Source organism: Actinokineospora inagensis DSM 44258 (genome assembly GCF_000482865.1).
Lineage (GTDB): Bacteria > Actinomycetota > Actinomycetes > Mycobacteriales > Pseudonocardiaceae > Actinokineospora > Actinokineospora inagensis.
The window spans coordinates 103,562-116,836 of record NZ_AXWW01000017.1 but is presented as its reverse complement, the minus strand read 5'-3'; the positions used below and the strand labels follow the sequence as shown (position 1 = coordinate 116,836).

Sequence of the window (13,275 nt, the reverse complement as noted above, 5' to 3'; positions counted from 1 at the left end):
GCCACGATATGCGAGGTTCGGGGGCCTTTTCGTCGCGCGACGCACAGGTATAGCCCGATCGTGTGAGCGCCGATGAGGCGACACCCAAGTACGTTAAGGCCCTGTCTCGCGTGGTTGGTCTTGGTGTGGGATGATCTTGTGTGTGGATGAGTTGTCGTTGCGGTTGGTGCCGGACGAGTTGTGGCGGTTGGTGGAGCCGTTGATCCCGGGGTTCGCTGTGCGTCCGCAGGGTGGTGGGACGGCGCCGTTGGATGATCGGGCGGTGTTCACCGCGATGGTGTTCGTGCTGACCAGCGGGTGCGCGTGGCGGATGTTGCCGCGCTCGTTCGGGGTCACGGTGCCGACGGCGCATCGGCGGTTCTCCGAGTGGACCAGGGCGGGGTTGTGGACTCGGGTCCGCCACGCGGTGCTTGACCGGCTCGGCGAGCGGGGTCTGCTCGATTGGTCGCGTGTTGTGGTCGACGCCGCCGCGGTGAGGGCGACAAAGGGGGATCGCTGACCGGTCCGAACCCGGTCGACCGGGCCAAACCGGCTCGAAGATCCACGTCCTGACCGACCGCGCCGGACTGCCGCTGGTCGTCGGGGTGTCGGCGGCCGATCTCAACGACCACCACGCCCTGCGCCCGCCGGTCCAGGCGATACCCCGGATACGGCAACCACGCGGCGGGCGAAGATCCCGACCGGACAAACTCCACGCCGACAAAGCCTACGACGTGCGAGAACTCCGCAAGTGGCTGATCGAACGCGGCATCATGGTCCGCATCGCCCGCAAGGGCGTCGACACCTCGCAGAAGCCGGGACGCCACCGCCGGGTCGTCGAACGCACCCTGGCCCGGCTCACCAACGGCCACCGCCGACTCGCCATCCGCCGGGAACGCCACGCCCGCAACCACCTCGCCGCCACACTCGTCTGCTTCAAGAAACTTGCCACGTGAGACGCACTCTAAGTGACCGTCCACGAGTCAGCGGTTCGGGTCTGATCGGTGGGCGCGGATGAGCGATGCCGGGACGTCGATGATGGCAGTCTCCGGGTCCGGCCGATCGTCCACGTTGCGCCTGCCGGAACCTGTTCACACGACCAATCGGGGCCGAGGTCGTTGTCGTCGGAACGTGTGGTCTTCGTGGCGGGATCGGGTGATGGCGTCGCCCGGCGGATGAGCCCGCCTGCGGGCGCGGGCAGGCTGGGCGGTGTCAGCGTGTACCGCTTCGCCCAGGGAGTTGACCACTGTGTCGCCGTCTGCCGCGCCCAGTACCGAGTTGCCGATGTCGTTCTCGGTTCCGGAGCAGTTCCGGGAGATCGATTTCTTGGTGTCCGCCGAGGACAACACGAACAAGCTGTTGGACGAGCTGACCGCGTTGGACCCGAAGCCGTCGGATGAGCAGATCGCGCACGCGGTGTTGGCGCAGCAGGCGATGTACGAGATGTTGGCCGCCGCGGGCGCGGTGTGGGCGGGCATCCTGCTGTGCGCGCCGGAAGGCGAGGGGCACCTGAGTTCGATCATGTTGACGGTGACCGCGCGGCCGAGCGAGTTGGCGAACGAGCAGACGGTGCACCGGCTGGCGCGGACGATGGGGGCGATCTACCCGGACGCGGAGGTCGGGGTGGTGCGGCTGCCGTGCGGTGACGCCGTGGTGCTCACCGAGGAGGCCAAGGTCGAGAAGCCGGTCAACCTGCTGGTCGACGGTGGCGGTCCCACGCTCGTGCGGCAGATGCACGTGTTCGTCCCGATCCCCGAGCGCTATGCCATGGCCGATTTCGCGGTCGCGACGGAGAACATCCCGCAGTGGGAGGAGTGCGTCGACATCGTCGGCGCGGTGTGCAAGACCGTCGAGTTCGCCTGAACGGAGGCCAGGACGTGCGGACGCTGTACACGATCAAGGAGGGCAACGGGAACTTCCCGATGCCCAGGCTCGGCTATCAGGCGGGTGGTGACGACCAGATCGTCGCCGCGCTGCACTCCAAGCTCAACATGTTCACCGGCAGCGAGGACATGTCGCTGCGGACCTGGGGGTGGAAACCGGACGCGCTGCGCGACGAGGACCGCTACCGCATCGAGCAGCTCATCCGCGTGTACCTCTACCAGGAGGAGCGCATCCTCGCCGCGTTGCGTCGCCTCGACGCCGACTTCGCCGCACTGCGGAAATCGTCGACGGAGGCGGCCGAGGCGATCGACGCCTTCACCCAGAGCCTGACCGACGGGTGGAACGCGCGGGCGGCGGAAGCTGCGGCCGAGCGGCAGAAGCTGCTGGACGAACTCGGCGATGACGGCTGGGGCATGATGGGTTCGGTCGGCCCGTCCCTCGTGCAGTACAACAGCGGCGCGATCATCGACTTCGGTGACCCGGAAGTCGCCCGCAACCTCGGGGTCGTCGGGTCTCTCGCCCGGGGCGGGTACTCCTTCACCTGTGACATGTGGCGGTTCAAGGATGTCGGCTACGGTCCCGAGCGCATCCCGCACGACGCGGTACGCGCGTTGGTGGACCTGGTGCTGGCGGTGCAGGCCGAGTACCAGTTGCAGTCGCTGCTGATCGACCGCGAGTTCGACCGGCTCATCGACACCCGCGGCGCGGAGTACGACTACCTGCTCGCCAAGGCCGCCGCGGAGGCCGCGGCGTCCACCGGCTGGGGCATCCTCGGCGACATCCTCGGCATTGTCTCCGCGGTGTCCGGTGTGCTCGCCATGATCCCGGTGCTCGCGCCGATCATGGGACCGGTCGCGTTGATCACCGCCGCCGGTGCGTTGGCCGCGCACACGGTGGACGCCGCGCTCAAGGGCGACTGGGACGCCGGGACCATCGCGGGCCTGGGCGCCGACTTGCTCGGGGCGCTCCCGGTGATCGGTGCCGTCGGCAAGGCCGCCAAGGCGGGCAAGCTCGCCATGAAGTCCGTCGGCAAGGTGTCCGTTGCCTCCAAGGCCGCGGGCCGGGCGTTCCTCGCCGCGTCGGCCAAGTCCTCGGCCGATGTCGGCAAGATCGCCGGGTACCTCGGCCCCCGCGCGGCCAAGCTCGTCGGCGCAGGCGCCAAGCACGGCAAGACCGCCGCCAAGATCATCAAAGGCACCGTGGACCTGGCCACCCAGATCCCGACCGCCGTCGGCCTCGCCGTCGACGACGACGCGGTCGACGTCGCCGAGAACACCGGCACCGGTCTGGAGATCGGCCACGGCAGCCTCAACAAGGTCGGCGACTGGGTCGAGATGGGCGCCGAGATGTACCGCCGCAACGGCCGCACCTCCCTGCGCCGCCTCGCCGACGCCCTCACCTGACCAGTCCACCTGCCACCGGGCCCGTTCGGCCGGGGAGATCACCTTCTCGTGGTGACCGAGCAGAGCGCGGACGGCTGACGTTGACCGGGCTCCCGGGCTGGCGGCGGCACTTCGTCGGTGTGCGGTGGACGTTCCAGGTGAAGGACGAGCAAGTGGCAGCCCTGCGCATCGCCCGTGCGTCGCTCGCGGAGGCCGACGCCGTGTTGCGGTCCGATCCGGACGTCCCCTCTCGGCCGCTACACCGTCGCCTTCACCGTCGGCGCCTGATCCCACCGCCCGGCCGCTCTCACCAGCCACCTGGTCGGGTGAAATCCCGCCCGGTCGGCTGATCCGCGCTTGTCGTTGCGCCCCCACCCGGCGGGGAACCGGTAGACCGTGTTCGCGAAAACGGGAATCCGGAAAGGACATCGGGCGTGACTGAGGGAACCACCAGCACCACACAACCCAAGCGGCGCACCAGGATCGGCCTCGCGCTGGGCATCCTGATCGCCTTCACCGCCGCCTACCTGGTGATCCTGTTCACCTTCCTCAGCAGCGACACCGGCCGCGGCCAGATCATCACCTCCGACCCCAGCACCACCGCGGACCGGGTCAGCGTCAAGGTCACGCTGTTGACGATCAACGCCGACGACAACGCCTACAAGGTCCGCGTCGACGCCCGCCCGGAAGGCCGCTACCGCAACCCCGACGGCAGCCTCGCCACCCCGCTGCGCTTCACCCTCGACGAGATCGGCGGCAACCACACCACCGAACTCGCCGAAGGCCAGTGGATGCCCCTGCGCGAGGCCACCCTCACCGCGGAAGGCGACACCTCGCTCTACCCGTTCGACACCCACCACATCCCACTGGAAGTCGCCATCACCGACCCCAAGGGCGACCCGGTACCCATCACCATCGACCTGCGCGCCGGACTGCACGACTGGAAAGCCACCGCGACACCACTGCCCGACACCCACATCGGCGACGTCCGCCTGGAGATGACCGCCACCCGCTCCGCACCCATCATCACCTTCGCCCTCGGCCTGATGCTGGTGCTCGTCCTGCTGGTCGTGGTCACCGTCGGCATGGTCACCCGCGCCGTCGCCACCCACAAGATCGGCTTCCCCACCCTCGCCTCCCTCGCCGCACTCCTGTTCGCCATCCCCGGCATCCGCAACTCCATGCCCGACACCCCACCCGTCGGCACCCTCAGCGACTTCATCGTCTTCTTCTGGGCCCTGCTCACCGTCGCCATTTGCATGTCCCTGGCGTCCCTGGCCTGGCTCCGCCAAGCCCGCCGCGAAACCGACGACCCGACGGGCTGATACGGCGATGCCGACCGCTCGACCCGACGGGTCGGGCCGAGCGGTCGGTGCGCGGTATCAGGAGGCGACCACCGTGAATCCGGCGTCACTCCAGACGAACGCGCCGTTATCCAGCTTCACCGCGGCGACGTACACCGAGCGGGCATCGTGGTCGCAGCGCTTGCTTGCCCCGGGGCTAACCCGGATGGACCCCGGGAATGCGAAGAAGTTCAGCGTCGCGGACACGATGGCGGTGTTCGCGTCGAAGGGGGCCTTGAACTTCACGCAGTACCGGCCTGTGTCGGTACGCTTCGCCTGCTCGACGTTCTTGCCGCGCAACAGCTTGCCGTCCTTGTCCACCACAGCGGCGTACGACGCGTATGGTGCGACCGCCGGATCATCGGCGGCGGCGGTACCCGCCGCGGCGACCGTCGTGAGGCCTGCCGTCGCGAGCGTCGCCACCAACGACGCGATGACTCGGGTCTTTCCCGGCATCTGACTTCCCATCTGTTGCTCTCAGTTGATGACGAGGGTGAACCCGCTGTCGGCCCACGCCTTGGTGTTGTCGCTGGTCCCGACGGCGAACACCCGGCGGTCGTTGTCGCAGAAGGCGGTCGCGTATGTCGGGACCGCGATGAAGCGGTCCCAGGTCAGCGCCGCGGTCGTGGGGATGACCTCTCCGGGCACCAGCCTGCTGTCGGTGAACGTGACGCAGTACCTGCCCACGTCCTTGCGCACGACCGAGTCCACCCCCTTCGCCTTGAGGACGGTCCCGTCGGCCTTCACCATCACCGCCGCTCGGGCATAGGGCGCGTCCACGTTGTCCGGGATCGCGGCCGTGGCGGTCCCTGCCGTGAGCGCGACGACGGCGACGGCGATCGACCCCGTCGCGAGGATCTTCCTGAACATGTCTCTCCTTGGTCGGTGTTTCGGTTCCGGTGGGGGTCAGGAGAAGACTTCATGTAGGGAGGCGTTTCGCGGTGCAGGTGGGAACGTCGCCCCAGTCGCACGCGTGGTCCCGACAACATCACTCCACGCAAGCCACGGTGGAGCAGGCGGAATCGCGACGGCAAGCAGGAACTCACACCTGGGCCGTGGCGTCCTACCGTCCTGCTCTGGGGAATGCTCTTCGTCGACCGGCCGGAAGCAGACTCCCTGCGGTGCTCACCGCGCACCCTGAACCGATCGCCGCACACATCCGAACGCGCCTCCCAGACGCCGTCCACACGGATCGGCACAGCGGAACGCCCCCGCCGCCGAACCGCCAAGCAGGCATTGCCGTGCCGAACCTAGCAACGCCGAACACCCACGGCGACCCAACCCAAGACCCACCACCCGAAGGAGAGACCGACTCGGATTCGCCGTGACCATCGATGAATGATCATCACTTTGGTTGCTGGACCGGACGCTCAAGGTCACTGGGTGGAGGTCAAGCTCAGGGCTCGTACAGCAGGGGAACGGAAGAGTTGATGAGCGTGGACGCGGGTGGCGGACAGACGCGTGAGCAGCGGTCGCAGTGCTGTCGGGCGCTGCTGTCGGGCGAGGGCACGCAGACCGCGGGGACGGCCAGGTTGCGTCGAAGCGGTTCGGTGAACCTGTTGTCCGGCGTGTGATTGTGCGTTCTCATCCACCGGGCGACCGTGGAGAACAGTGGCGGGTGGCCGCCGATCCTGGGCTTGTTCCGGTCGGTGGTGGTGACATTGGCGTATCTGCGGCGGACTTGCTCGGCGACACGGGATATGTCCGGTCCGGCATCCTCACCTTGATCCACCTTCACACCGACCACCGGCGGCCCACCACGGCCATCTCGGCCGTCATCGGCCTCTACTCCTACGCCGCTGAACAAGCCTCATCGAACAACAACCGGCCGGACCGAGCGGCTCGTACCGCATCCACACGCCCACCGGTCGGGGTCCGGGGCGCAGCCCTCCAGGCAGGCCTGGGGTCGCACCCCAAAAGAACCGACGAGCGTCCCGCTTCGCGCTTTCCACGAACACGGTTCACCCAGAGCGAGTGCCCCCGGTGCGATTCGAACGCACACTGGACGGATTTTGAGTCCGCTGCCTCTGCCGGTTGGGCTACGGGGGCGTGCGGGGTGTGACTTTACGGGAGTGGGTGGGTGGGGCGTGGGTGGGGGTTGGGTGTTGGCGCGGTCACGTGTGGTGGGGCGGGGGTGGGTGGGGGTCTGGCGGTAGGCTGCAGGCTCTGGTCGTGATCTGAGGAGGACCCCGGTGACCGAGGTGGCTGCCGAGGCCCAGCCCACTGCCCGTCGTGTGCTGGTGGCCGAGGACGAGGCGTTGATTCGGCTCGACCTGGTGGAGATGCTGCGCGAAGAGGGGTATGAGGTCGCGGGGGAGGCGGGGGACGGCGAGGAGGCTGTGCGGCTGGCTGGGGAGTTGCGGCCTGACCTGGTGATCCTGGACGTGAAGATGCCGAAGATGGATGGGATCGACGCGGCGACCATGATCGCGGGGGAGCGGATCGCGCCGGTGGTGATGTTGACGGCGTTTTCGCAGCGGGACCTGGTGGAGCGGGCGCGGGACGCGGGGGCGATGGCGTACCTGGTGAAGCCGTTCGCCAAGCACGACCTGGTGCCCGCGATCGAGTTGGCGGTGAGCCGGTTCTCCGAGTTGCAGGCGTTGGAGAACGAGGTCGCGGGGCTGACCGAGCGGTTGGAGACGCGGAAGGTGATCGAGCGGGCCAAGGGGCTGCTGATGGCCAAGCAGGGCCTCTCCGAGCCCGAGGCGTTCCGCTGGATCCAGCGGACGGCGATGGACCGCCGGACCACGATGAAGGCCGTCGCCGAGGCGGTCGTGGAGAACATCACCTGACGTCGCTCGATGGAGTGAATGTGCGGCCGTCGTCCCGGGGATCGGGAAGGTTCCTCACCGGGACGAGATCAAGACCGGTCTCGGCCCGCCGGTTGGACCGGGACCGTGCTGGTCGACGTGTTCGCGTCGTCGCGGGTGAGCTTCGTCGTGGAGTCGAGAATGTCATGGCGGTGGGAGCGAGCAATTCAGCGCTGGGTGAGTGTGCGCGTCTTGGGGGCCTCGGCCTTGCGACACCCAACGACCGTTGCCCCTCCCGTGGAACGTCCGGGCGAATGTCCTTAGTGGATTATTCGCGGTGGCCGCCAACCGTCTCGCGCGGCCCGGGAACGTCACGTGGGTCCACTGTGTCGTGCCCGGAGCCCACGCCGTGTGCGCGTGGGCCCCGGGCGTGGACTCAGTCCTGGATGGGGACGTCGACCTCGGGGCCGGTCGCCGGGAGGGACTGGCCGGAGTCGTAGTTGACCGCGATCACCTGCCAGCGCTGGGTGGACTGCAGGTGCAGCGAGCCCAGGTCGAACGCGCGGGTGTCCGGGCCGACCTCGTAGACCTGACCGCTGACCTGTTCGGCCAGCAGGTAGCCCTCGACCGGGGCCTGGGTGGCCGTCGGCGTGGGTTGGGTCCAGGTGATCGGGTTCGCGCCGGTGATTACCGGGGTGGGCGGCACCTTCGCCGCGACCGAGTAGTCGCCGGGGGTGCCGACCGGGACGGACAGGGTGATCGGGGTGCCCTGGCCCCAGATCCAGTTGTACGGGGTGAAGGTGAAGTCGTAGCGGCCCGGGGTGAGCCTCGCGGACGCCAGGACGACGTCCAGTGCCGGCCTGGTGGCGACGTCGACGGTGGGGAGGCTGCGTTTGCGGCCCTGCAGGTCGAGGAAGCTGACCATGTAGATGTCCGGTGTGGCGTGCTGGCGGTAGCGGCCGAGCGGGAACATGGTGATCGGGTCGTCGCCCCGCGGGTCGAGGCCGAACGTCAACGTCGTGTCGGTCAGGTGCGCCGAGACCGACCGGGCCGGGAGCGGTGCCCGCAGCGGCAGGTAGGTGGCGACGGTGGTGACCGGGTACGCCGCGCCGACCAGGTTCCGGTCGGTCAGCGACAGCATGAAGTGGTCGGCGTAGGCCACGTCCGGGATGGTGATGTCGACGGCGGGGTTCTCGGTGTCCACGCGGTAGAACGGGGCCACGCACTGGATGTCGCTGCCGCGGCACAGCCGGACCTCGGTGTGGTTCACGTCCGCCACCGCGCCCGCCCCGCGCTCCCACTCGACGCGCAAGCCGTCCGGGGTGGCGGTGACGACGACGTCGTGGACCGCGTTCGCGGGTGCCGCCGCGGCGGCGACGTACCGGGAGTAGATGTAGGTCACGACCGTGCCCGACGAGTTCATGCCCGCAGGGACCAACGCCTGCCCGTTCACGCTCTCCGGTAGCACGAACGCCGCCCACTTGACGCCGGTCGCCACGGTGAAGGCGGCCGTGGTCCCGGTCGTGCGCACCACCTTGCGGTCGGCGGCGTTGTCCGGGTTGACCAAGACGGCGGTGTACGCGGTGACGGGCGGCGCGGCGGTCACCGCGTTCCAGTTGAGCCGAATCGTGGTCGCGGTGGCGGTCGCGGTGAAGTCGGTGATCGCCTCGGGCCGCACCTGCTTGGGGCCGAGCTGGTCGAAGGTGGTCCAGCGGACCGCGGTCCCGGCGACGCCCGTGATGAACGCCTTCGCGTCGGCGTTGAACTGCGGCACCCCGCTGATCACGCCCGGCGAGGCGTAGGTCATCAGGCCGAACAGGTGCCCGGTCGGGTCGCCGGGGCGGTGGTAGAAGGCGGGACCGCCGCTGTCACCGGAGATCGCCGTCGGCGGGGCACCCAGGGTGGACAGCTCGGGGATGCCGGTGGGGGTCGTCCACCCCGCGGTGAGCTTGCCGCCGCCCATACCGACCACGAGCGCGGAACCGGCGACGGTGCCGTCGAGGCGCGGGAGGCCGTTGTCGAGCAGGTCGGGGTACGCGGGCGCGGACAGGGGCGCGGTCAGGTGGGACAGGCTGAGGTCGCAGCTCGAGGTGGCGCAGGAGGTGACCGCGTCGATCGTCGCGGTTCCGTAGGCGTTGGTGAACTTCCCACCGACCGCCCCGGGCGCGTGCCGAGTCGTCAACACCCACTGCGGCGCCACCTGCACCCCCGACGCGCTGGCCCGACCTGCGAGCTTCCAGTCGTCGACGAGCTGACCGCTCACGGGCTCGCGGATCGCCGTCACGGTCGGATCCACCCCGTTCCCCACAGCTCCGGCCGGGTTCACCGACACGAGCAGGGAGACCACACACAACGCACTGGCCATCGCCAGGCGACGCACACTGATCATGCACCGCACGCTAGGTCGACCGGGCCTGTTCGCACCCCGGACGCGAGCCTGTTTCACCCGCTGTTCGTCGCCGGTTCGCCACACCCCGATCCGGTGGTGGCCGACGGTGACCCGTTGTCGCACAACCAACCGGGATCGCGCGCCACGGGCAAGATCCTTACCTGACGGCGAACTGGGTGAGGGTGGAGCCGCGGCCGGTGGCGGTGCCGAAGACGCGGATCTCGGCACTGTGGTCGCCGGGGGTGGCGGTGACGGGGATGGCGTAGCGGCCGCCCGCGGTGCCGCCGGTGGGGAGGGCGGCCACCATCCGGCCGTCGAGCCAGAGTTGGAAGCCTGCGACGGGTTCGAGGGCGCCGGTGTCCCACTGGGCGGTGACGCCACTGATGGTCACGGTGATGACCAGTCGTCCCTCGGTGGGGGTTTCCGCGGGGTGACCGGCGGAGTCGCCGAGGGTGAGGGTGGCGGTGGGCAGGGCGTCGGTGGTGGGGCGCTGCCGGTCGGTGCGCGCGGGTTGGGTGGTGGTCCGGGGGCTGCCGTCGGGTGCGGGGACCAGTTCCAGGTAGCTCTCCTGGACGAGGGCGCCCGGTCCCGCGCCTGCGGCTCGTACGACGAGCGGGGTGAGGGGGTCCGGGCCGTTCGCGCCCAGCAGCGCCCGTGGAACGTCGGCGATGACGGTGACCACCCCGTCCGACAGCACCGCTGGGCGCGCGGGCAAGGAATACGTGCCTAATTGAATCCGCGTCGAGGACACTTCCATCCCGGGGGAGACGGCCATGGTGACGATCAACCGTGCGGATAGTGCTGTCGTTAGCGGTCTACGAACAATGCCTGCAGATGGTGCTATCGCGTCGGGATCCAATACTTGTCGTGTGGCAAGACTTACCGGTGTTTCCACTACCTGCGGAACTGGGCCCGGAGGGCCGGTGAATCCCGCCGACGCGAGGTGAATCCGCACGCGGCGTCCTTCTGGTCCACGTACTCCAATCAACACCCACGCATCCCGCCAGGTAGGCACTACCGACGACGACGCCACCACTCGGCCGTCTTGCGACAACGTCACGCCGGTAGCGCTAACTGTCAGTTCCACCAGGTGCAGTGCCCCGGCTCCGCGCGGGCCCGGCGCGGCGACGAACGAACCACCGGGCAGGACTCGGGCGCCGCCGTCGTCCAGTTCGCCCCGAATGGTCCCGGCGGGCAGCGCCGAGTCCGGCCCCACCCGGTCGGCGGGGCCGGGGACCAAGTCCAGGGTCAGCCGACCGCCGGGTCCCGCGGCGTCGGTCAGCACCGCCACCCGACCCAACATTGGGTCCGATGTGGACGACGTGAGGGTCATCGGTCTGCGGGCGCGGAGCACGGCCTCGTCCGCGCCGCAACCCAGATCTATCGGCAGTCCGATCTCGGTCGACGCCCGCGCACCCAGATCAACGCACCCTCGGTAGCCGGACAGGTGCCACGACGACCCGACTGTGTCCGCTCGAAGGGAGGAATCATCGGGGAAGTCGTCCAACAACCCGGTCAACCCGGTCCGCCAGGCCGGGTCGCCCGGTCCGGGGACGCCGGTGGCCGACGCGGGGGTCGACACCTGGCCGAACGCGTCCACCGCGCGTACCTCGACCAGGTACTTCTGACCGTCGGTGAGTCCGTCGAGTTGGGTGTCCTCAGTGGTCACCAGCCGCCCACCCGATCGCTGTCCCCCGATCGCCCAGTTCACCTGGTAACCGGTTGCTCGAACGGAACCGGTCCAGGAAACAACCAACCTACCGGGGGAAGGGAGTAGGCGGAGATCACGCGGAGTATCCGGCACTTCGCCGGGTGCGGGCAGTACGACATCGTCGGCCGCGTACCGGGTCACCTGTGGCGGCCGCGGCGGCGGAACCGGGCCCGGCGGCGGCGCGCTGTCCCCGCCGCGCAGCGCCAGCACGGCACCCGCGATGGCCGCCGCGGCGGAACCGCAGGCCAGCAACCGGGTCCGCGGACGCATGCCCGCTACCGTAACCCGTTTGGCGGCGCCCAGGTCCACGCATGATGTGAAACCTGGGTCCGGTGTAGCACGCGAAGTTCGTCCTCAGATGTCCGGAGCCCGAACACCACCCGTCGTTTGATTGCAGTCTGGTCACAGGCAGCCCAGGCGCGTGACTACGTCGCATTCGGTCACTACTTTCCGGCGGAACCCTCCAACAGGTATGAGGGCGAGGTTCGGCATGCTTACACGCATTGTCCGGACGAAAGCGGAGAAGGGACATCACGTGCGAAACCACACGGTGAAGGCCGCGGTGCTGGTCGCCGGCGCGTTGTTGCTCGCAGCCTGTAGCACGAACAAGACCGAGTCGGGCTCAGGGGGGAACAACCAGAGCTGCGACCAGAGCAAGGGCACCCTGGTCATCGGCGTCATCGCGCCACAGTCCGGTGGTCTGTCAGCCCTCGGTCTCGGCATCAAGAACTCCGCGATGCTCGCGGTGGACCAGGCGAACGAGAAATGCGCCGTCCCCGGCTACAAACTGTCGGTGCAGACCGAGGACGACCAGGCGACCGCCCAGGTCGGCGCCCAGGCCGCCACCCGGTTGTCGTCCAACGCCAACGTGGTCGGCGTGGTCGGCACCTTGAACTCGTCGGTCGCGCAGAGCGTGCAGCCGATCCTCAAGGCCAAGAACATCGTTCAGGTCTCGCCCGCCAACACGAACCCGTCGTTGACGCGCGGTACCGACTACGGCACCAACCCCAAGCGGGAATACGCGAACTACTTCCGCGTCTGCGCCACCGACGACCTGCAGGGCCCGTTCGCGGCCAAGTACCTGGTCGGCAAGGCGGGCAAGAAGAACATCGCGGTCATCACCGACGGCAAGACCTACGGTGAGGGCTTGGCCGGGGAGTTCAAGAAGGAAGCGGTGAAGGAGGGCGCGGCGATCGCCGCCGTCGCCAAGGTCGGCGAGAAGGACACCGACTTCAGCGGTGTCATCAACTCCATCCGCGGCTCCAACCCGGACGCGGTGTACTACGGCGGCGAGTACCCGCAGGCCGGTCCGCTGTCCAAGCAGATGAAGGACGCCGGTCTCAACGTCCCGGTCATGGGCGGCGACGGCATCTACGACCCGAAGTTCATCGAGCTCGGCGGCAAGGAGGGTGACCTGGCCACCTCGGTCGGCGCCCCGACCGACACGCTGGACACTGCCAAGGCGTTCGTCAGCGCGTACAAGGCCAAGGCGTACAAGGACGACTTCAGCGCGTACGGCGCCTTCTCCTACGACGCCACCAACGCCATCATCGGTTCGCTGGCCAAGACCCTGTCCGGCGGCACCGCGTGGAGCGACGGCAAGCGCGCCGACCTGATCACCAACGTCCAGTCGTACTCGGCCCAGGGCGCCACCGGTGAGGTCAAGTTCGACCAGTACGGCGACAGCACCAACAAGCTGCTGACCGTCTACAAGGTGTCCGGCGGCAAGTGGGCCGCTGACGAGACCGGCACCTTCGGCGGCTGAGCCGCACCACTTCAGTAGTTGACCCACAGCTGGACCGTGGCGGGGGCAGGCAGGCGGCTTGCCCCCGCCACT

General features: G+C 68.8%; 10 protein-coding genes, 1 tRNA gene and 1 pseudogene. 7 read left to right on the top strand and 5 right to left on the bottom strand.

The window, feature by feature from the left end; genetic code table 11:
- Positions 1-130 precede the first annotated feature (130 nt).
- From H504_RS40905 to H504_RS0107455, 4 genes and pseudogenes are all read left to right on the top strand, one after another.
- Positions 131-935: pseudogene (locus tag H504_RS40905) on the top strand (IS5 family transposase).
- A 328-nt stretch (positions 936-1,263) separates the two neighbouring features.
- A complete protein-coding gene (locus H504_RS0107465; RefSeq protein ID WP_026422276.1) occupies positions 1,264-1,842 on the top strand; it encodes a hypothetical protein in 579 nt (192 codons plus the stop codon).
- A gap of 14 nt (positions 1,843-1,856) precedes the next feature.
- On the top strand, positions 1,857-3,266 hold the full coding sequence (locus H504_RS0107460; RefSeq protein WP_026422275.1) for a hypothetical protein: 1,410 nt from the start codon (positions 1,857-1,859) through the stop codon (positions 3,264-3,266).
- 413 nt (positions 3,267-3,679) lie between these two features.
- The gene (locus H504_RS0107455) at positions 3,680-4,570 is read left to right on the top strand and encodes a DUF4436 family protein (protein ID WP_026422274.1); all 891 of its coding nucleotides are present in this window, start codon (positions 3,680-3,682) and stop codon (positions 4,568-4,570) included.
- A gap of 57 nt (positions 4,571-4,627) precedes the next feature.
- Here the strand turns inward: H504_RS0107455 and H504_RS0107450 are convergent, their stop codons facing one another.
- Together H504_RS0107450 and H504_RS0107445 are read right to left on the bottom strand one after the other, a co-directional pair.
- Positions 4,628-5,044: a hypothetical protein gene (locus tag H504_RS0107450; RefSeq protein WP_026422273.1), complete on the bottom strand. Its 417-nt coding sequence runs from the start codon at positions 5,042-5,044 to the stop codon at positions 4,628-4,630.
- A 21-nt stretch (positions 5,045-5,065) separates the two neighbouring features.
- Positions 5,066-5,458, bottom strand: a complete 393-nt coding sequence (locus H504_RS0107445; protein WP_026422272.1) for a hypothetical protein — start codon at positions 5,456-5,458, stop codon at positions 5,066-5,068.
- 560 nt (positions 5,459-6,018) lie between these two features.
- On the opposite strand from H504_RS0107445, the gene H504_RS40900 reads away from it, so the two are divergent.
- The gene (locus tag H504_RS40900) at positions 6,019-6,162 is read left to right on the top strand and encodes a hypothetical protein (RefSeq protein WP_157440264.1); all 144 of its coding nucleotides are present in this window, start codon (positions 6,019-6,021) and stop codon (positions 6,160-6,162) included.
- 401 nt (positions 6,163-6,563) lie between these two features.
- Here H504_RS40900 and H504_RS0107435 read toward each other — a convergent pair.
- Positions 6,564-6,637 (bottom strand) — tRNA-Leu (locus H504_RS0107435).
- Between the two features lie 143 nt (positions 6,638-6,780).
- Between H504_RS0107435 and H504_RS0107430 the strand changes: the two genes are divergently transcribed.
- The gene (locus H504_RS0107430) at positions 6,781-7,380 is read left to right on the top strand and encodes an ANTAR domain-containing response regulator (RefSeq protein ID WP_026422270.1); all 600 of its coding nucleotides are present in this window, start codon (positions 6,781-6,783) and stop codon (positions 7,378-7,380) included.
- Between the two features lie 394 nt (positions 7,381-7,774).
- Here H504_RS0107430 and H504_RS0107425 read toward each other — a convergent pair whose 3' ends face one another.
- Together H504_RS0107425 and H504_RS40895 are read right to left on the bottom strand one after the other, a co-directional pair.
- On the bottom strand, positions 7,775-9,727 hold the full coding sequence (locus tag H504_RS0107425; protein WP_026422269.1) for a hypothetical protein: 1,953 nt from the start codon (positions 9,725-9,727) through the stop codon (positions 7,775-7,777).
- A gap of 157 nt (positions 9,728-9,884) precedes the next feature.
- Complete coding sequence (locus H504_RS40895) at positions 9,885-11,708, bottom strand: fibronectin type III domain-containing protein (RefSeq protein WP_157440263.1); 1,824 nt, start codon at positions 11,706-11,708, stop codon at positions 9,885-9,887.
- Between the two features lie 265 nt (positions 11,709-11,973).
- Here H504_RS40895 and H504_RS0107415 point away from each other — a divergent pair, with 265 nt between their 5' ends.
- Positions 11,974-13,203: a branched-chain amino acid ABC transporter substrate-binding protein gene (locus H504_RS0107415; RefSeq protein WP_026422267.1), complete on the top strand. Its 1,230-nt coding sequence runs from the start codon at positions 11,974-11,976 to the stop codon at positions 13,201-13,203.
- Positions 13,204-13,275: the final 72 nt, after the last annotated feature.

What these genes read in the sequence shown, in the direction of transcription:
- H504_RS0107465 (WP_026422276.1), top strand. Translation starts at nt 1,264, where the DNA reads ATGTCGTTCTCGGTTCCGGAGCAGTTCCGGGAGATCGATTTCTTGGTG.
- H504_RS0107450 (WP_026422273.1), bottom strand. Translation starts at nt 5,044, where the DNA reads ATGCCGGGAAAGACCCGAGTCATCGCGTCGTTGGTGGCGACGCTCGCG.
- H504_RS0107445 (WP_026422272.1), bottom strand. Translation starts at nt 5,458, where the DNA reads ATGTTCAGGAAGATCCTCGCGACGGGGTCGATCGCCGTCGCCGTCGTC.
- H504_RS40900 (WP_157440264.1), top strand. Translation starts at nt 6,019, where the DNA reads ATGAGCGTGGACGCGGGTGGCGGACAGACGCGTGAGCAGCGGTCGCAG.
- H504_RS0107425 (WP_026422269.1), bottom strand. Translation starts at nt 9,727, where the DNA reads ATGATCAGTGTGCGTCGCCTGGCGATGGCCAGTGCGTTGTGTGTGGTC.
- H504_RS40895 (WP_157440263.1), bottom strand. Translation starts at nt 11,708, where the DNA reads ATGCGTCCGCGGACCCGGTTGCTGGCCTGCGGTTCCGCCGCGGCGGCC.